Here is a 19,692-nt window from a genome sequence, read left to right on the forward strand (position 1 = left end):
TTCCGGTTGTATCAGCGCAGTATGGGACTGCCCACCGACAAAAACGGTGCGCGGCCGTCGTTGAAGGAGCATCGAAGTGTCGTTGGCTCCGGCGAATTCCTGCTGGTAGGCGCCGTGGTGATCGGCTAAACGGGTGATCTTGCGGGCGCAGTCGAAGGCTCAGTGGACAAAAACGCGTCATTTTCCGGTCATCGGTTCCGATCCGGCTCGTGCCCGGCTGACCCTGTGGATCAGGAACCCGGTTGTGGATCGCTGCGAATGGTTCCGCGGCCCGGGAGGGGGGAGTTCGGTGGCAAGCCGGCGCTGCGCGGACCCGGCCGTCAAACCCTGCGACCTCGTTCACGTTCGCGGTCCATGTTCCACTCCGGACACCGGGGAAGCGGGGGCATGGGCACAACACTCCGAAAAACTTCCTTCCGGACTGAAACACCGCGAAGCCGCCGAGCGATCAGGGGGTGACTGTGGAGGGCCGCAACCCCGTGGCCCGCACCGTATGCGGTGATGCGTGCCGCGAAGCGGTGGCTGATCGAGGGAGTCGTCTTGAGCGCTGGCACCGAGCCCGGCACCGACAAGCAGATTGCCGAGCGTGGTGCTGTGCTCGCCGAGGACGAGCGGCAAAGCCTCCGGCGGGCTCGGATCGCGAAGTCGGCCGCTGCCGCTGTCAGCCAGGCCGACCTCGTCGGGGAGATCCCGAAGCTCGACAGCCGCCAGACGACCAGCCTTCACCAGCATCTCAAGCTCCGCGCCGGGGCATCGCTCGCCAATGTCGCCTTGACCGTCCGGTCCACGCTTGCCCGCGCTGATGACGAACACGCGGCGCTGGTTCTCCGCGATTGCTTCCGCCAACCTGTCCTGGTGACCGCGGCAACAGGCGAGCTGTCGGAGAGCCAGCTCGCCGCGATCCTCGGCGCGGATGCAGACGAACTCGGCCGGCTTGTCGAATCGCTTCACAAGACCAGGCTGTACGAAAATCTGCTCGACCTCGAGCACTTCGGGTCGACACCGACGGTACGGGCGGCGGCCTGGTCATCGATGCTCGGGGCCGGGCGCGTCGGGGCAGTGGCCGCACTGGGATGGCTCGTCGCCGATCCGCCCGCGTTCTGGAACGCGGCTCAGACCGAAACCGCTCGGCAGGTGTGGCGGACGGTTCGCGAGCGGCATCCATTGCTGCCGGAAGCTCCGGTGCCGCTGGCCACCCTCGTCGATGTGGCTTCCGCTCTGGACGAAGAGAACGAGCTCGACGCTGTCACCCGGGAAACAGCGACTTCGGAGGGCACCGGAACGCCCCGGGAACGTTCCGGCAGGAGTGAGCCGACCACGCTGGCCGAGCTCGCCGCCGAGGTGGAGCGGGTCGAGCAGGAACGCCAAGCGATTGCCGGCGACGTCCTGCCTGCGTTGGTTCGTGCGGTCGCGGACGGCGTCCCGGCCGAGCCGTCCTGCCTGGCCCGGGTCGCGGAGTTCTTCGCGAACCTGACCGAGTTGCTCGTGGCTGCGGCGGCCACCGATGACGATGAGCCGGTCACGAGCTTGGCGACTGCCGACCAGGCCTTGCAACGCGCGCGGAAGACTGCCGACGAAGTGGATGCGGCCGCCGCCCGAGTCGGACGAGTCCGGCGGCTCACGACGTTGAACGGACCGAAGGTCGTCGCAGCCGACATCGCGCGGATTCGATCCCTGGCGAGGGACGTGACCGTCGAAAGCGATGCCGAGACGGTCGCCGGCCTGGCCGCGCTCGTCGAATTAGTCGAGCTCGCCGGTAGTGACCCGCAGCGGGCCGTGGAACTCGTCCGGACGGTCAGCTCGGCGGTCCCGGCGGCGAATCCACTGTTCATGTTCATCAACGATCGCGGCAGTTTCACGCTCGGCGGCCTGGCCGCCCCCAAGACGGCAGGCGCTCCGGAGGAGACCGTCGACGTCGCGAAAGTCGTGGCCGACCCTGATGCGGGGCCCCCCGATGACAACGGGAGCGACGTTTCCGTCGAAGAAGAGGGGACCGTGGAGCAGCCGGCCGCTCAGCGCAGCGAACCGGGACTCGAAGATGTTCTCGCGCAACTCAACCTCACCGTTCCCGTGCCGCGCCCGACCGCCGGTGCGCTGCCTGCCGGTGCTATCCCGGACGGGTCTGGCGTCTCCGCCGATCCGGTCGTGCCGGGCGAGTCCGGTTCGGTCGCGCTCTACAGTGAGCTTCTGCGTTGCGGTGAGCTGTCTCTTGCGTACTGGCTGACAGTCGCCGAAGACGTCGGCGCACCGCTGCAGACCGCACACCGGCTCGCCGCACTGGCCGGTGCGATCAAGACGTCCGCCGGATCCAACGCGGCAGCGTTCGCGTCGACGGTGGCCGGCCTCGAACCGAGCGATCTCAAAGACCAACCAGGCGCACAGATGCTCGTGTACGGCGCATCCGTGCGAGCTGGCTTGCTTTCCCCCATCGCGGGTGCGTCCGATCCCCTGCGGGACGCCACCACCAGTGTGGTGCGGTCCGGCGGTGCTGTCGGTGAATTGACCGAGTTGCTTCTGAACGCCATCTATGCTGGGGTCCACCTGACTTCGCATAACGTCGGCACGGTCGTCGAGGCGGCCGAAGCCGCGTCCGAACACAACGCTCTCGCCCGAGATGCCGCCACCAAGCTGAAAAACGCGCCGAACCGCACCATCAAATACGCCCCGGCAACCGACCTGTGGCAGATGTGGATGGCGCCCGAGGACGGCTACCTCGGCAAACCCCTGAGCATTGTCGCTTCGGGGTCGCGGTCGCCGAGTGACCTGACCTTCATCCGCAACCGGATTGCGGAGCTGCGCTCGCCCCGCGATCTCGAGCAGAAGCTCGATAGGTCCACATCGAGCATCCGCAGCGGCAAGCGCGCGGCCAAGCGGATCGAAGCCCGGGCACGGACCACGTTGCTCGACTGGACCGGCGAAGTCACCGAACTGCTTTCTGAGTGGGTCACCGTGACGGAACCACTAGCCCCTTCCGACGACGAAACGTGGATGAGCGACCCGATCGCCGACCTGCAGGCGAAAGTGGCCGCCGTGCGCGAGCAAGCGCTCGCGGAGCTGGAGCAGCTGCGCGACAGCGGCGACAAGGTCCGTGACGCCGCGGCCGACGCCGGGCTGGCGTTGCTGAACGACGCGCTGGACCTGCTGATGGGAACCGAACTGGTCGTCGGGCCGGAGATCCCGTGCGAACGAGTCCTCGGCGGACCGCTCACCCTCGCCCCCAAGGTCGAGCTCACCCAGTCGATGACGCCGCGTCGCGGGATCGAGGTGGAGGACATCGTGGTCGCGTTCGACGCGCTCCGCGCCGGCGAGCAGGGTTGGAGGATGGCGTTCGACGCGCGCGCCCAGCGGCACGACCAGGTGGGTACTCAGCTGCTGATCGAAACGCTGCGGCCGCGGAACCCCCGGCTGGCCCAGCGGCTGTCCGCCGCGCGCGACAAGGCGATCGACGTGTCTGTCGCCCAGCTCGACGAGCGCACCGCCGCGCTCGCAGCGCGCATCGACTCCGACCGGTTGTTCGGCCGGTTGAGCGTCGACCAGTGGACCGATCTGACGACCAGGGCGAGTGCCTGCCAGCCCGGGCGCCGCGGCACCCGTACCGACTTCGACGTCATGCTCCACGACCTCGACGCGATCGAGGCGGAGCGGGCCGAGGCGGTGACCGCGGCCATCGCCGCCGCGCGAGACACGCTCGACACCGCCGGCATGCCAGCCGACGCCATCGAACGAATCGAACGCCGGATCAGTGATGGTGACCTGACCACCGCGGCGGAGTACGTGGAAACGATTCGGTCAGGTGGCCGGCTGCCCAGTCCACGGGGCGACGTCGATCATCTGTCGCTCTTCTCCAAGTCGTTTCCCGACGCGTTCGCGGCCACCCGCCCCGGGATCGGTGCCGGTGTCCACCCGATGCTGAGCCAGCTGCGGCAGGCGCTGGAGGCCGGCACGCCGACCGTCGACATCTCCGCCGATGCGCTCGCCGAGTCGCTGGCTTCGGCCAAGATCAAGCTGGAGAACGTCGGCCGGGGAACGACGTCCGCGGCCCGGATCGAGCAGTGGACGCTGCTGGCGGAGGCCCGTTCGTTCGACGCCCGGGTCAGCAGCGTGAAGTCGGTTGTCGAACAGATCGGGTTCGCGTTCGACAAGTCCACCAACCCACCTGCCCGGCGTGGGCACGCCGGCGGCCGCGTCTCATGGCTGGACCTGCACGGTGTCCGAGCCACCTCCGGCAAGGCCCTGGTGCCGGCGTTCGGGTCGGGGATGAGCCCGTCGGGCGATTCTTTGCGGTTGCTGGGCATCTGGCGCGGCCCCACCCCGCGCGAGCTCGTGGAGATGCTGCGCGACGAGCCGAGCGACAACTCGATCGTGGTCTTGTACTTCGGCACGCTCGATGCGATCGCGCGCCGCGAGCTGGCGAGCCTGTTCCGCGGCGACCGGCGGCTGCCGCCGACGATCGTGATCGACGACGCCGCGTTCGCATACCTGTCGTGCCAGCCGGAGCCGAGCCGCGAGATCACTATGTCGACCTTGCTGCCGTTCACGGCCTCTTCACCGTTCACCCCGGACGTGCCTGGTGCGAGCATCCGGCAGGAGATGTTCTACGGGCGCAGCGACGAGCGCGCGAAGATCATCGACATGATGGGCCCGTGCATCGTGTACGGCGGCCGGCAGCTCGGCAAGTCGGCGCTGCTGCTGGAGGCGGCCCGGAAGTTCGACGACAAGCACAACCGGCACGCGATCTACGAGTCGATCTTCAAGATCGGCCTCGCCGTGCCCGTCGACGCGGTGTGGACGACGTTGTGGCCGTTGCTGGCCGCCCGGGACATCGTGCCGCAGGACATCCCGGCGGGGGATGTCGCCGGGGCGCTCACCCGGCACGTCGAGGCCTGGATCTCGGCCCGCCCTGGCCGGCAGCTACTGCTTCTGCTGGACGAGTCCGACAAGTTCCTCGACGGTGACGCCGAGGCGGTGAACGGGATGTTCACCCACGTCACGCACTTCAAGGAACTGATGGAGCGAACCGGCCGCGCGGTGAAGGTGGTGTTCGCCGGGCTGCACCAGACGGCCAGGTTCGACCGGCTGGCGAACCACCCGCTGGCGCACTTCGGGGAACCCATCTGCGTCGGTCCGCTCGCCCCGCAGGCCGCCTACGACCTGCTGACCCGGCCGCTGCACGCGCTCGGGTACCACTTCGACGACCACGACCACGCCGCGCGGGTGCTTGCGCTGGCGAACAACCAGCCCGCCCTCATCCAGCTGTTCGCCGCTCAGCTACTGCGCAATCTGCAGGCCGCCAAGATGCCCGGCACCGCGCCTCCGCAAACCGTGCACGCTGAGGACATCGAGCGCGTATGGGCCGATGCCGGCCTGCGGACTTCGTTCCGCAGGCGGTTCGACTGGACCCTCGAACTCGACCCGCGGTACAAGATCATTGCCTACAGCGTCGCACTGCACGCCCACGCAGACGGGATCGAGACGACGATGACCCCGAGCGAGCTGCGGGCCGAGTGCGAGACGTGGTGGCCGGCTGGCTTCTCCGCCGAGGACGTCCGCACCGGTGAGTTCCGGGCCTTGCTCGACGAATGCGTGGATCTCGGCGTGCTTTCCTACACCAACCGCGGGTACCGGCTGCGAACGCCGAACGTGCTCGACCTGCTCGGTACGCAGGAAGAAGTCGAAGCGGTTCTGGATCAAGCCGAGTCGATCGAGCTGCCGGAAAGCTTCGACGGCAGCATGATGCGGCCGGTGTTCGGCGACGGGCCGACCCGGGGGCCCTTGACGTCGCAGCAGATCGCGGACCTGCTCGCCGCACGCAGCCAGGTCCGCTTGGTGGTCGGTTCGCGCGCCTTGACCATCGAGCGGTGCCTGAAGGCGCTGCAGGACGAGAACGGGCACGCGGTGTCCGGTCACAGGGAAAGCGTCATGCGGAACGCGACCCCGGCGACGCTGGCCAAAGTGTGCCGGCAGGTGATGCTCACGACCGCTGGCCGCCACGTGATCATGATAGTGGACCTGAGGAATGCTTCCCCGGAGACGGCTTCGGCGACGTGGAAGCAGGCACGAGAGCTGATCGCAACCCATTCCGGGGGCACCCTCGGGGTCGTGCTCGTGTCCGGTCCGGAGCTGGCGGCCACCTGGCCGGTCGCGGCGCGGGAGTCGGACACGTCCTCCGGACTGACCGAGCTGCACCGCTACGACCGCACCGACCTGCGGCTGTGGTTGACCGACACGACCCTGCCCTTCCAGGACAACGCCGCGCGTGAGGAGCTGCTCGCGATCACCGGAGGCTGGCCGATCCTGCTGAACACGGTGGCCGAAGACCTCACCAGGAACGATTCCGGCCTGCGTTCCGATCCCCTGCGCGCGGTCCGGCCGGACTCGATGGACGTCAAGCGTTCCCGGGAACTCGTCGAAGCGTCAGGTGTGCGCAGCGGTACCACGCTGATGCAGGCGTGGAACTTCCTCGTGCGGACCGTTGCCGACGAGGTGACCGACTTGGACACTCTGGCGGATTACCTCACCCTGCACGGAGGCAGCGGTGAAGCCGGTTCGGATGCGCTGACCTCGGCCGCGCTGGCCGACGCCGGGTACAACGGCATGGCGGACGTGCTTGAAGTACTGCGCGTCCTGGGAGTGGTCATCGGGCTACCTGTTGAAGGCGAGTTCAAGCTCGAGCCCGTCATGGTGGCCGCGACCAAGCGCGGGTACGAATGAGCCAGACCCCGGCGCAGCTGCTCGATGCCATGATCCTCGACGCGGCCCGAGCAGCCGTGGAATCGCCGATGTACGCCGAGGAGCAGATCGACGTACCCGGTTTCGCCAAGGTGAACCGGGAAAAGCTGCTGGATCTCATCGCCTGTGTGCCCACCCTGCGAGCGGAGCTTGCGCGGAAGTACCGTGACGACCTGGCCGACACACATCCGCGGCTGGTGGCACTGCTGGGTGCGGACGGGGCGGGCAGTGTCGCGGCGGCGAAGGCGCTGCGGGGCCCGAGGCCGCTTCGAATGCCTCGCGGCCGAACGAGGGCTCGGGTCGGCGGTGGACTTCCGTCCGGCAACGGGGATGGACAGCGGTCACCGGATCCGGCTGCGATCCGGCGATCGGAACGGTTCGGACGACGCCTGGCCGAAGTTCGAGCAGCTCGTGACCAGGCGAGGGCACAACGCGACTATGCCCGGACGGAAACCGACCGATTGCGTCGTGATTTGGAAGCCGCAGAGCAGGATCGGGACGAGTCGCTGGCCGTCAGCGAAGCGCTACGGGCGGAGTTGGCCGCCGAACGTGCCCGGGCGGCGAAACTGGCCACCGACGTTCCGGCAGCGGCGGCCGTGTTGCGGGCCGCGCTCTTGCCGCCGCCGGCTCCGGCCTCGGTCGTCGATGTGGACATCGACCCGCGTGAACGAGAAGCCGAAGGGGCGGTCGGTGCCGCGCAAGCGGCGGAGACCAGAGTCGATCCACGGATTTCCACGGCGCTCGCCAAGACCGAAGTGACGCCGGAACTGCTTCTGGCGATCCTGGACGGGGTACTTGCGCCGCCAGCACAGGCCGAGCAGGTGTGGGTCGGCGAGCCGCGCGAGATCGTGTTGACGCCGCTGGGCGGCGGCACCCACATCGGCGGCTCCTGCATGCTGGTGAGCGCCGGTGACGTCCGGCTCCTCGTCGATGCCGGGATGCGGCCAAGGAAACCGATGGACGACGCCGGACCGGAACACATCGACGTGGCCTTGACCGGGCGGATCGACGCGATCGTGATCACGCACGCGCACAACGACCACGCCGGCTACGTGCCGGCGCTGACCGCGCGTTACCCGAACCTGCCGGTGATCTGCACCCCGGACACCGCTGCGCTCCTGCCGACGATGTGGAACGACTCGGTGCGGGTGTTCGAGCGAGCCCGTGACGACTGCGCTCAACGCGATGAACCCTTGGCGGAGCCTCCTTACGGACAGCCGCAGGTGCTCGCCGCCCAGCACCGCATCCGGGAGGTCCGGTGCGGCCGGGTCGTCGAGATCGCCGACGGTGTCACGATCACGCTGTTCCCGGCCGGGCACATCCTCGGTGCGGCTGGCGTGGTGGTGTCGGCCGGCCCGAACCGCATCACGGTCACCGGAGACGTGTCGGACCTCGAGCAGGCGAGCGTGCCGGGTCTGGTCGTACCAGAGGTGGCCCGCGGGTCGGACCTGCTGGTGATCGAATCGACGTACTGCGGGGACCATGGCTCGAACCGCGAGGCCGAGGTCGAGAAGTTCGTGCGGATGGTGGCCGAAACCGTCGGCGACTCGGCGGCGGCCGGCGGGCGGGTGCTCGTGCCGGCTTTCGCTCTCGGAAGGGCGCAAGAAGTCGCGTTGACGCTGCGCAACCGCCTGCCGGACGTCCCGGTCCTCATCGACGGGATGGCCAAGGAGATCGCGACGATCTACGAGAAGCAGACCGCCGGGAGCGCACGACCGTTGGAGATCTACGGCGATCAGGTGTCGGCGGTGCGGCCGGGTGATCGTCAGCAGCTGTTGCGCACGTTCCGGCGCGGAGTCGTGGTGACCACGTCCGGAATGCTGACGGCCGGTCCCGCGGTGACGTGGGCCCGGTCGATCCTGCCGGACCCGGATGCGGCGTTGCTGATCGCCGGCTACCAGGACGAGGACTCGCCGGGGTTCGAACTGCTCGAGCTGGCCGAAGGCGACCGGCGGGGCACGTTCGCACTCGGCCGCGATGAGCTCGAAGTGAATGCCCGGGTCGCGAAGTTCGGACTGTCGGCACACGCTGACCGGCGTGGCCTTTCGTCGATCATCACCGACGTAGGTGCGCGTGACGTGATGCTCGTTCACGGAGTCGCGTCGAAACAGCGTGACTTTGCGGATAACCTGACTCGCCGGGGACTTTCCGTTGTGCCCACCCGGCGCTGGCAGCTCACCGAATGAACCGAGGCCGACCACGACGACCGCCGAACGGAACCCGCGGCGACGTCGCGGTCGGCCGGGAAGTCAGCCGGCGACGCGGTGCTCGGCGAGCTTGGCCAGCACGACCTGGTTGGCCTCCCAGCCGTCCGGGAACTTCGCCGGCACCGACAGGTGCACGGGGTCTGTCGACGGGTGGCTGTCCAACAGGTCGGAGATGCCCTCGCGGGCGACGACGATGCAGGCCTGCCGGTGGCGGGAGGTCAGCACGCACAACCGCCCGGTCTCCAGGTGGAACGCGGTGGCGTCCCGGCGTCCGGACAGCGGGTGCACGACGATCACGAGCTCGAACTCGCGGCCCTGCAAGCGGTTGGCGGTGTCGACCGCGACGCCCGCTGCGTGGGGGCGCCCCGTGCGGGCGAGCGCTATCCGGACCAGGTCGGCCTGGTCGCGGTGGGCGACTCCGATCGCGATGTCACGGGCGTCCAGCACGCGGCCATCGGGGTGGCGTTCGCAGGCGGCGATCGCGCCGCGGTCCAGCGCTCGGACGGCGAGGTCCGCGGCAGCCTGGATCGTCTCAGCGTCGGTCCGCGGAACTTGGCGGCGGGCGAGTTCGTGCAGCGCCCAGCCGGTCGAGAAGGCCATTGCCAGGGTCTCGTCCAAGGCCGTGCTGCCGAATCCTGCGGTGCCGAAGTCGAGTGCGCGGACGCCTTCTCCGGTGCCTGCGGTGAAGCCGGCGAAGGGGTAGAAGGCCCGGGAGACGGTCGGGGCGGCGGTGGCTGGAAGCCGCCAGGACACGGGCAGCCGGTGCACGGGAGTTCCGGGGTTGTGTTCCAGCATCACGGTGACGCCGTTGCTGGTCGGGTCGTAGGGCAGTCCGACCCACCGTTCGGTGTCCAGGACGGTGAAGGGGTCCAGCTGACCGGGGTCCCCGACGAACAGGCCGCGCTCGAACCGCTCCACGGTCTGGAGCAGCACGTCCGAGCGCATCTGGTATGCCTCGTCCAGGATCGCCCACCCGAAGACCTCGTCACGGACGGTGGCCCACTTGGCGGCGGTACCGACGACGATCCGGCAGCCGGCCAGGTCCGCCACCCGCGTCGCGACGACGGCATTGGCGAGGGAGTCGATGGTCGGCGGCGCGGTGTAGCCGGACGCGCTCAGCCGACCGATCGTGGTGTCCGGGTGCGCCCCGGCCAGACCGGCGACCAGGTCGTCGACCTGGTTGTTCGTCTGGGCGACGACGATCGGGCGCTCGCCACCCGCGACGAGCTCGCCCGCGGCCCGGACCACCAGCGTGCTCTTTCCGGCGCCGGGCGGTGAATCGACGACGACCGCCCGGCGGTCGGCTCGTGCGAGGTCGGCCAGGATCGCGGTGGTCGCCGCTTCGGCGGCTGCGGCCGGGTCGGAGCCGGCGTGGTCGTCAGCGGTCATCGCCCCACTCCTCGGTGGCGTCTCGGTCGGCTGTCACCGGGTCGACGGACTCGGCATCCTCCGGGTCACCGGCGTGCGTCCACGGGATGTAGTCGCGGTCCGGGAACACCGGGGCGGGGCGCCAGCCGCGGTCGGGCAGGTACGCGACGTGCTGCCCGATGGCCGGCACACTGTCCGGCTTCGGGGTGCCGCGGCTGCCCATGCCGCCGGTGACCTCCACCGTGACCAGGCTCGCCTCGCCGTCACGGATGGTGGACACGATCTCGGCCTTGTGCCCGGGCGGCATCGTCGGGCTGATCAGCTTGGTGTCGTCGGCCAGCCGGACGGGATCGAGGGTGCGCACGAGGAGCCGGGGCCTGGGCACCCGCCGGTTCCTCGCGGTCGTGACAACGCGGCCGGGTTCGGCGTCCACGATCGTTCCGGCGAATGCTTCGCCGATACTCCGCTGGTCGGCCCGGACGTACGGGTCGTCGAAGGCCATGTCTGCCTCGAAGTCGGCCTGTGCGCGTTCCAGCCGGCTCAGCCGCCGCGCGGCGCCGATCGCGCCGTCCCGCTTGGGCTGCGGCCGGGCGTCATCGGTGGCCAGGTAGTCGGAGTAGTTCGTGAAGGAGTCGCGGTCGCGGTCGAAACGCACGGCCGCCCGCCGTGCCTCGGGGACTGCGCGCAGCAGCGAGATGGCGTCCCACATCAGCCGCCAGGTCGGGTTGATCTGCTCGGAGATCAGCTCTCGCAGGTCTTCCTGGGCGCCGGCCAGCGCCTGCTGATTCCCGACCGCCCGCGCGGTGTCGAACCGCCGCATCGCGGGCGCGAGGTAGGTGTTGTCGAAGTCCGGCGACGTCGCCGGCCCCGCGGGCGGGCACACCGCGGGGTTCTCGGCATCGGCCATGGCCTGCTCAACGGTCTGCCCGGCCGGGGGTGAGATCCAGGCCATGATCGAGGCCAGGTTCTGGTCTTCGAGCGCGCTCTGGCCGGTGGCCCAGTGCTCGCTGAGCAGGCCGGTGACCGGCAACAGCATCGAGGTGCCCGCCTGCTCGGCCGTGTCGACGAAGAACGTCAGCCACTTCCCGAACTCTGGCACGACTTCGGGCACCGGGTACGGGCCGGTCGTGCGGCGGAACCGGCACATGCGGCCCAGGTCGCCCAGCGCCTTGATCCCACGGGTGTTGGGCACCAGGAGCTGCGGAGCGGTGGTGTAGCGGAAGCGTCGTTCGTCGCCGCGAGAGAGTTCTTCGCGGTTCCCACGACAGATGTCCCCGCCGACGTCGTTGAGGTCCTGGTACCCCACCTCCGGCAGGGTGAGTTCGAGGGTTTCGCGCAGGACGCGGAGCAGCTCTGCGCAGCCGTCGGCTTTCACCATCGCCTCGAACACGTTGCCGCGCACGATGGCGAAGCGAGACTGGCCGAAGGGGGCCGGAAAGCCGGCGTGGGCGGCGATCGCGGCCTTGTCGGAGCCGGCGGCATCCAGCACGGCTCGGAGCGCGCAGCGGGGGTTGTTCTCCAGCGCGGCCAAGGTTCGCGCGTCGTGGCGCTTCCGGGGTGCGCTACCGCGTAGCGCGTCCAGGCGCTGATCGGGAGAGGTGGTCACGGGTTTCGGTTCCTTGCGGTGGTGCGATGGGGTGCGATGGAGCTCGGGGTCAAGCTTCGGTCTGACGACGGGTGACGTCGCGCAGCGGCGCGCCGAACAGCTGCTGCTCCTCGGTGAGCTGCTTGCGTGCTCGCCGGGCGGATGCGGTCCGGGTGGCGTGGTCGGCCTCGGCGTGCACGTCCAGTTCGGCGTGCGCCGCGTCGATCACCTGATTCGGTACCGGCGTGCTGCCGGTGGCCGGCTTCGTGCTCGTTGCGCCGGGGATGTTCACGGCGAAGCGCCAGAGCAAGCGCAACGCCGTTGGGCTTGGTGCGGCGCCCGGCGAATCGGTGATGGTGCGGATCGCCTCGGCCACGTGGATGGCGCCAGTAAGGAAGGAGGTGCGTGGCGACAGCGGGCCGATGATCCGCTGCTCCAGCGGCCACGTGCTGATCGTGACGAGTGCTCGCGCCGGGGACAGCAGGTCGTGCGTCAGGGCGGGGCACAGGTAATACGGTCTGGCGCCGGGTGCGGCGCGATAGGAGCGTTCTTCGTCCCGGCGCAGGCTCGAGAGCTTCGCCGTGGACAGATCGCCGGGGAAGAACGCCTCGTGGACGCCGACGATGAGCTTGGGGGCCGCCGGGGTCCGCAGCAGCATCAGTGCCCGGTGTGCGTGCTCGCGCGCCGGGAGCATCGCACCCCGGCTGAGAGGTGGGCCCGGGGGGACGTCGGTTTGCTCGGTAGCCACTGGGTCGGCGGCCGGATCACCGGTGTCGACGAGGGCGCTCCAGGCCCGTTCGGTGCGGCGCAGCCGAGCCCGCAGCTCGCCGACCCGCTCGCTGTCACCCTCAGCCGCCGCGTCGCGGATCGCGCGTCGCAGTTGGGCGATGGTGTCCTCCAGTGAATCCAGCGGATCGCTCATAATCGAAGCCTACCAGACTTCCAGAGTGTTCCAGACTTTTCCCGAGAAGTCGTGTACGATGGCGAGTGTCACACCCACAGACGCGGTCTCGGCTGCCGCTGTTACTCCCCAGGGAGGCTTCCGTGACGGGACGCGTGCTCCACACCTCCGACTGGCACCTCGGCCGCCAGATCGGCCACCGCCGGCGCGACGCCGAGTTCAAGGCGGTCCTGGACGAGATCGTCGAGATCGCCGCGGAGTTCCGGCCCGACCTGATCGTGCACAGTGGTGACCTGTTCGACGGGCCCCGGCCGAGTCTGGACGACATGCGCCGCGCCGCGTACGCGCTGCGGCGGCTCGGCGACATCGCGCCGGTGGTCGTGGTGGCCGGCAACCACGACACCCCCTACGTGCTGGGATTCGTCGACTACCTGCTCACCGACATGGGCACTCGAACAGGTGGCCAGGTCCGGGTGCGCTTCGCCACCGACGCGCGGTCGGACGGGCTCCTGATCGCCGAGTACCCGGCCGCCGACGGCGAACTGACCCTGCGCGTCGGAGCACTGCCGTACCTGCACCCGAACCGGTTCGCCTACGACTTCACCGATCCCGCCGCTGCGACCGCGACCTACGCCGAGCGGATCCGCACCGTCCAGGCCGAAGTCTACGGCCGCCTGGCCGACGGCCGGGGCCCGCGTGACGTCCTCGTCTTCGCCGCCCACTTGTTTGTCGAAGGGGCGACGCCGTCCTACTCCGAGCGGAAGGTCTCCATCTCCTCGGACTACGCCGCCGGTGCCGCCGACCTGCCCGCCGTCGACTACGGCGCGCTCGGTCACATCCACAAGCCGCAGCTCGTCGGCCGTGCCGGCTTTCCCGCCTGCTACGCGGGAAGCCCGCTGCAGCTGGACTTCGGCGAGTCGCATGACACCAAGAGCGTCGTCCTGGTCAAGATCGAGCCGGGCAAGCCGCCGCGGATCGAGTTCGAACCGCTGACTTCCGGCCGCCGCCTGGTCCAGCTGACCGGGACGCTGGAAGAAATCGCGCAGCAGGCCGGGCGCGTCGGCGATGCTTGGGTGAAAGTTCTGGTCGACGTCGAAGCCCCGACCACGTCCTTGGCGGAGACGCTCGGCGGGATGCTGCCGGACGCGACGATCGTCGGCATCGAAGAACGCTGGCCCGGCGCGGAAAACCGGGTACTGGACCGCACGGCCTCCACCGCAGACCTTCCGGGTGTCGAGGACCTGCTGCGCGAGTACCTCCCCAGGCGGGGCACCGCCGGACCCGCGCTGGACCACGTGATGGCGACCTTCGCGGACCTGCAGGCCGAACCGGATCCCGCGGCGCCGGCGCAATTCGCCGAGGAGAACCTGCTCGCTGCGGCCATCGCGGGAGAGGACCTCGACGGCATCGGCCGGGCCGGTCTGTTGACCAGCGCCGCAACCCACCGGTCGGAGGTCGCGAGATGATGCCCGTGAAGCTGGAACTGGTGGGTTTCCGCAGCTACCCGAACCCGGTCACCGTCGACTTCACCGGGAAGACCCTCGCCGCCGTGCTGGGCGACACCGGGGCCGGCAAGAGCAGCTTGCTGGACGCCATCACATACGCCCTGTTCCGCAAGAGTTCCTGGGACGGCAGGGAGATCCGGCTGCTCGTCGCCGACGGCGCCCAGGCCATGCGCGTCACGTTCACCTTCTTGCAGAACGGACAGCGCTGGTGCGTGGACCGCACGTTCCACGCGGCCAACCCGAACGCCGGGCGGAACCACCTGACCAACCTCGACACCGGCGAGGAGAGCGATGGCGCGGGTCTGGTCGACGCCCGCATCCGGGCCGTGCTGCAGATGGGCTACGAGACCTTCTTGCGGGTCGGGCTGCTGCCCCAGGGGAAATTCGATCAGCTGCTCACGGCCGCCGATAAGGAGCGCACCGCGCGGCTGCGGGAACTCTTCGGTACCGACACTCTCGAGACCGTGCAGCGGCTCGCCGCCCGTCACCGCGACAACCTCAAGGACCTCCTCGCGGAAGCGACGCGCAAGCGGGATCGCATACCGGATGATCCGGCGAACGTCGCGGCGGCGGCCGGTGCGGCGGCCGCCGCCGCGGAGATGACCGTCAAGCGCCTGAACGCGGCCGTCGCGGCCATCACCGACCTGCGGGACGAGGCGCTCGGCGCCGCCGGCGCCGCGGCCGCCGTCGATCGGGCCGCGCGGTCCATAGCCGGGGCCGCGGTGCCCGACGCCGTGTCCGCCCTGGCCACGCTCGAGACCGCCGCCGTTGGCTTCGCCGTCCGCCGCGAAGCCCTGGAACAGCGCGCCGAGGCGGCCGCCGGGCAAGACGCAGCGCTGAGCGTGCAGATCAAGGAAGCCGACGAGCGTGGCGAAGGCCAGGACGCGCTCGCGAAAGCCGCCGCGGTCGTCGGAACACTCGCAGCCGACGCGGAAGGCCATCGGGCCGACCGCGATCGCATCGCCGTGCGCGAAGACGCACTTGCCACCGAATCCGAGGCCATCACAGCGGTCGAAGACGACCTGTCGGAGCGCGCGAAGCAGGCCGAACCCCTGACCAAGGCCGCGGGGGTCGCCGCCCGCGCGAGCAAGCGGCTCAAGGTCGAGAGCGACATCGCGCGCGCCCGAGTCGCGGCGGCCACGGCGGCGGCTCAGCAGGTCGCCCGGGCGGCCCGAGCCGGTCGCGTCGCCGCTGACGAACTCGATTCCGCCCGCGGGGTCGTCGCCCCGCTCGCCGGGGCACTCGCTACGGCCGAAGCCGATCTCACCGCCGCCGAAGAACGAGCTGGCGCCCTTCAACTGCTCGATCGGGCGGCTGGCGTCGCTGCCGAAGCGCACCCGGGCGAAGACTGCCCAGTCTGTCGGCGGCGGCTGCCCGAAGACTTCGAGCCTTCCGCCTCGACGAGCACGGCCGAGGTCCGGGCCGCGAACGACCTCGCGCTCAAGGCGAAAGTCCAGCGAAAAGACGTCGCCGACAGGCTTGCCCTCGCGCGCGCGGCGGTCGCTGAGAACGAAAAGTCGGTGGCCCGCCACGCAGAAGAACACCGGGAGGCCCAGGGCGCGGCGGACCAGGCTCTTGCCGAGGCAGTCCAGGTCCTCGCCGGACTGACCGTATTCGTGGATGAAGCCGAGGGAACCTTCGACGCCGAAACCGCGTCGGCGACGCTGACCACGGCCACCACGGCCTTGGCCACGCACACGGACGACAGCCCGCCCGATGCCGGAGAACTCACCCGACCCGTCATCCTCGCGCTCTCCGCCTGTGAATCGGCCGCAGCCGACCGCGCCGAGCGGCTGGGGGCCGACGCGATCGGCCGCACCGCGACGATCCGAGCAGACCGCAGGGCGCTGGACGGCCGCAAGAGCACCCTCGAGAACGCGATCGACGACGTGAAATCGGCTGCTGCTCAGCACACTCTCGCCGTGGACCGCACGACCTCCGGCATTCGAGCCTTGCCCGACCGGGTACGGGCCCTCTTGCCGGACAACGCGATCGACGTCAGCGTCGACGGGGTGCGTGCTGCGGCCGCCGCGATCGCCGGCCGGTCAGAGGAGCTCCAGGGCCTGCGGCGCGCCCGGGAAAAGGCCCACGGGGAGACGGCCGCGGTCCTCCTGGAGGAGCGCGCCCTCGACCAAGAGTACCGGGCCGAGGTGGAAGAGCCGCTGAACGCACTGCGCGGCCGCCTGACCGGCTGGGCGAACACCGCCGCCGAGGCGGTCGTTCACCTCGACGGCCGTTACGCGGATCTGGTTCCGCAAGTCCCCGAGGCATCGGGAATCGCCGAGATCCGGACGTTCGCAGCGACGCTGGCGGACGCCGTCGCGACGTTGTCCCGCGAGCTGGTCGACGTCGGTGCTGCCCACGAGGTTCGCGCCAAGGACGCGAAGGCGCGTCTCGGCGAGTACGCCGCGGCGTTGGCCGACGTCGACGGGTTCGACCCGGACGCCGACTTGACCGGCCCCCATGCGCTGCATCCCCTCATCGCTGCTTGCGCGACATCCGGCGACAAGGCCAAAGCCGAGCGCGTCCAGGAGGCGACGGCTCAGGCCCAGATCAAGCCCGCCGCCGACCTCGACTTCGCCATTGCGGCCGGTCGGGCCCGTCTCGACGCGCTCGAAGTCCTGCGCAGCGAGCTCGTCGACGCCAAGTTCCTCCGCCACCTGACCGGGCTGAACACCCAGGCACTTCTCGGCGTCGCCAGCCACCTGCTCGGACAGCTGACCGACCAGCGGTTCGGCTTCGCCGAAGGCTTCGAGATCATCAGTCGCAGCTCCCGCGTCACCCACACCCCGAACCGGCTCTCCGGCGGCGAGAAGTTCCTGGCGTCGCTCGCGCTGGCGCTGGCGCTGGCGGAACTGCACTCCCGCAGTGGCCCCCGGCTCGGCGCGCTCTTCCTCGACGAAGGCTTCGCGGCCCTAGACACCGCGGCACTGCAAGCCGCTCTCGACGTCCTGCGCGAGCGGGCGGGCAGCGACCGCCTCGTCATGGTGATCAGCCACCTGCACGCCGTCGCGGAAGCGGTCGACGACGTCCTGTGGGTCGAACGCGGCCCGGCGGCTCGGCGGCGCGCTGGCTGACCGTGGCCGAGCGCGACGAACTCGTGCAGGCCGACCTAGCCAGCGGGCTGCAGCCACTGGCCCAGTAAGAAGGAGGAGGTGCGCCGTGCGGAAAGAAGCTCGTCTACTCAAGGAAAAGGCGCTGAACTCGCTGACCCTGAGCATCGACCACTTCAACCGGCCGTGGGACATCGGCCGGACCGACGCGGTCCTGATGTTGCTGGACCACTCGTTCGAGATGCTCCTGAAGGCGGCGATCCTGCACCGCGGCGGGCGGATCCGGGACCCGGGCGAAAAGAACACCATCGGCTTCGACCAGTGTGTCCGGCGCGCCCTTTCGACCGGGAAGATCCAGTTCCTCTCCGAGGAGCAGGCGTTGACCCTGCAGTCGATCAACGGTCTTCGCGACGCGGCGCAGCACCACCTGCTGGACATCAGTGAAGGACACCTTTACCTGCAGGCCCAGTCCGGGATCACGCTGTACCGGGACCTCCTGAAGCACGTCTTCGGTGAGGAACTGTGCGACGTCCTCCCCGACCGCGTCCTGCCGATCGCGACGATCGCGCCGCTCGACCCCATCGCACTCTTCACGGAGGAGATCCGCGAGGTCGCGCGCCTCCTGCAGCCGGGTAAGCGCCGCGGCGCCGAGGTGACGGCGAGGCTTCGCGTGCTGTCGATCGTGGACGGCGCGATGCAGGGGGAGAAGCTCCAGCCCGGCGAAGGCACGTTGCGGGAGATCGGCCGGCGGATCGCGAGCGGGGTCACCGACCTCGACACGCTCTTCCCCGGGATCGCCGCGGTCAGGTTCGTCACCGAAGGCTCGGGGCCGACGATCAACCTCAGGATCGTGAAGAAGGAAGGCGTTCCGGTCACCCTGGTGCCCGAGGGGGACGCGGGATCGAGCGTCGTCGCGGTGAAGCGAGTGGCCGAACTCGACTACTACAACCTGCGGTTTACCTCGCTCCGCAAGAAGCTCGGCATCACCACCAACCAGACCACCGCCCTGATCAAACTGCTGGCCATCAAGGAGAACGACGACTACGCCAAGCTCATCATCAGCACCTGGTGCTACTCGAGGTACGCCTTGGAGCGACTGAAGGACGCGCTTGACGAGAAGCCCGCCGAGACCTGGTGGCAGGAGTACCGCGGTTTGCGACCAGCCTGAACGTCCTGCTCGATCCGCGCGCGGTGCTGTGCGTTCACCGGCGGACCAGGGACGTCAGGCCTTTCGCTCGTACATGAGGAGGCCGCCCATCGAGAGGCCCGACCAGACCGCGCACACCGTCGTCGAAATGCCGGCCGACAGCCGGGACGAGGGGTAGACGAAGTGTGATGCCAGCAAGAACGACACAGTCGGAACCAGAAATAGCCAGGAAACAGCGAATTGCGCAGGATACTTCATGACCAGTTTCGGCAGCGAGACCGGGCGCCACTTGCGCCGGGAGCCGATGTCATGGTGAGTGCGCACGACGGCCCACACGATCGGGGCGAACAAACCCACCAGATGAAGTGTCCAGAACAGTGCTGAAAAGTGGCCGGTGGAATTGAAGACACGGTAGATGTCGTCGTAACCGAAAAGTAGGAACGCACCCGCGGTCAGAGCTCCGGCAGTTAGGGTCACGGCCGCGCCGCGGGTGACTTCCCGGTCGGTTTCGTCGCCGCTGGGAGAGGAACTCCCATCCCGATATATGACAAGTAGCAGGGCCAGAGCGGCGAGTGCCCCCACCGCCAACACCGAGCCTTCGATACCGAAGAGGTAACTGCCGTGCTGGATCACTGGAAGGAGCGCGGTCGGCGGTACTCCGGACGTCAGCAGCGAGGTCCCGGCAGGCCCGCCAGCAGCACGAACATGTAGGCCGCGGTCAGCAGCGTAACCAGGCAGACCGGTGCGAACCTGCGGGTCCGGTGCCAGTTCGAGGAGCACGGCTTGGCGCTGGGGCGCTTGAACATCGTCGAACTCACCGCCGACAGCGGCGCACGGCGGACCATTCACCTCGACGCGGAAATCAGAGGGTTGGTCTTCACCGATTCCGGCAACCTGGTGGTGGGGACCGCGCAAGGAATCGTCGTCCTGGAGGTCTGAGTCATAACGGGAAGGCGATCGCGGTTGGGGTACGGCCGGACGGGTTGGACGAAGTCCTGTGCACGGGCGTGAGGAGTGAACCGGAGTCTAGCCCGGGCGATCTCCTTGGCAGAAAAGTCCGGCAGCTGGCGCGGGCCGGGAAGGTGCCGCGCAAGGGTGGTCGGAAGCAGTAGTTCGGCCCGGCGAGAGCATCGATGCAGTCGGCCCGAGAATCCAACTAGCTTGTTCAGCCACGACTCGCAGGCGTTCCTTCGCCGC

General features: G+C 69.3%; 10 protein-coding genes. 6 read left to right on the forward strand and 4 right to left on the reverse strand.

Features of this window, described 5'->3' with window-relative positions:
- Positions 1-501: 501 nt before the first annotated feature.
- Both M8542_RS44010 and M8542_RS44015 read left to right on the forward strand, forming a co-directional pair.
- On the forward strand, positions 502-6,711 hold the full coding sequence (locus M8542_RS44010) for a hypothetical protein (RefSeq protein WP_257926357.1): 6,210 nt from the start codon (positions 502-504) through the stop codon (positions 6,709-6,711).
- Complete coding sequence (locus M8542_RS44015) at positions 6,708-8,915, forward strand: MBL fold metallo-hydrolase (RefSeq protein WP_257926358.1); 2,208 nt, start codon at positions 6,708-6,710, stop codon at positions 8,913-8,915. Before M8542_RS44010 ends, M8542_RS44015 begins: the two co-directional genes overlap by 4 nt.
- Before the next feature lie 63 nt (positions 8,916-8,978).
- Here the strand turns inward: M8542_RS44015 and M8542_RS44020 are convergent, their stop codons facing one another.
- Genes M8542_RS44020 through M8542_RS44030 form a run of 3 tightly spaced genes read right to left on the reverse strand, consistent with a single transcriptional unit; the run spans position 8,979 to position 12,811 of the window.
- Positions 8,979-10,325 (reverse strand): AAA domain-containing protein, encoded by a 1,347-nt coding sequence (locus M8542_RS44020; protein ID WP_257926359.1) that lies wholly within the window; start codon positions 10,323-10,325, stop codon positions 8,979-8,981.
- Positions 10,315-11,910 carry a hypothetical protein gene (locus M8542_RS44025; protein ID WP_257926360.1) on the reverse strand — a complete coding sequence of 532 codons (1,596 nt, stop codon included), beginning with the start codon at positions 11,908-11,910 and terminating at the stop codon, positions 10,315-10,317. Before M8542_RS44025 ends, M8542_RS44020 begins: the two co-directional genes overlap by 11 nt.
- A 49-nt stretch (positions 11,911-11,959) precedes the next feature.
- The gene (locus M8542_RS44030) at positions 11,960-12,811 is read right to left on the reverse strand and encodes a hypothetical protein (RefSeq protein ID WP_257926361.1); all 852 of its coding nucleotides are present in this window, start codon (positions 12,809-12,811) and stop codon (positions 11,960-11,962) included.
- Between the two features lie 122 nt (positions 12,812-12,933).
- Here M8542_RS44030 and M8542_RS44035 point away from each other — a divergent pair, with 122 nt between their 5' ends.
- From M8542_RS44035 to M8542_RS44045, 3 genes are all read left to right on the forward strand, one after another.
- On the forward strand, positions 12,934-14,256 hold the full coding sequence (locus tag M8542_RS44035) for a metallophosphoesterase family protein (protein WP_257926362.1): 1,323 nt from the start codon (positions 12,934-12,936) through the stop codon (positions 14,254-14,256).
- Between the two features lie 5 nt (positions 14,257-14,261).
- Positions 14,262-17,372: an AAA family ATPase gene (locus tag M8542_RS44040; protein ID WP_257926363.1), complete on the forward strand. Its 3,111-nt coding sequence runs from the start codon at positions 14,262-14,264 to the stop codon at positions 17,370-17,372.
- A gap of 85 nt (positions 17,373-17,457) precedes the next feature.
- Entirely contained in the window at positions 17,458-18,516 is a 1,059-nt protein-coding gene (locus M8542_RS44045) for a DUF3644 domain-containing protein (protein WP_257926364.1), read from the forward strand.
- Between the two features lie 54 nt (positions 18,517-18,570).
- Here M8542_RS44045 and M8542_RS44050 read toward each other — a convergent pair whose 3' ends face one another.
- Complete coding sequence (locus M8542_RS44050; RefSeq protein ID WP_257926365.1) at positions 18,571-19,275, reverse strand: hypothetical protein; 705 nt, start codon at positions 19,273-19,275, stop codon at positions 18,571-18,573.
- A 3-nt stretch (positions 19,276-19,278) separates the two neighbouring features.
- Here M8542_RS44050 and M8542_RS44055 point away from each other — a divergent pair, with 3 nt between their 5' ends.
- Entirely contained in the window at positions 19,279-19,434 is a 156-nt protein-coding gene (locus tag M8542_RS44055) for a hypothetical protein (RefSeq protein WP_257926366.1), read from the forward strand.
- The last annotated feature ends 258 nt before the right edge of the window (positions 19,435-19,692 follow it).

It is taken from the genome of Amycolatopsis iheyensis, assembly GCF_024703995.1.
GTDB classification, from domain to species: domain Bacteria; phylum Actinomycetota; class Actinomycetes; order Mycobacteriales; family Pseudonocardiaceae; genus Amycolatopsis; species Amycolatopsis iheyensis.

What these genes read in the sequence shown, in the direction of transcription:
- M8542_RS44010 (WP_257926357.1), top strand. Translation starts at nt 502, where the DNA reads ATGCGTGCCGCGAAGCGGTGGCTGATCGAGGGAGTCGTCTTGAGCGCT.
- M8542_RS44015 (WP_257926358.1), top strand. Translation starts at nt 6,708, where the DNA reads ATGAGCCAGACCCCGGCGCAGCTGCTCGATGCCATGATCCTCGACGCG.
- M8542_RS44020 (WP_257926359.1), bottom strand. Translation starts at nt 10,325, where the DNA reads ATGACCGCTGACGACCACGCCGGCTCCGACCCGGCCGCAGCCGCCGAA.
- M8542_RS44030 (WP_257926361.1), bottom strand. Translation starts at nt 12,811, where the DNA reads ATGAGCGATCCGCTGGATTCACTGGAGGACACCATCGCCCAACTGCGA.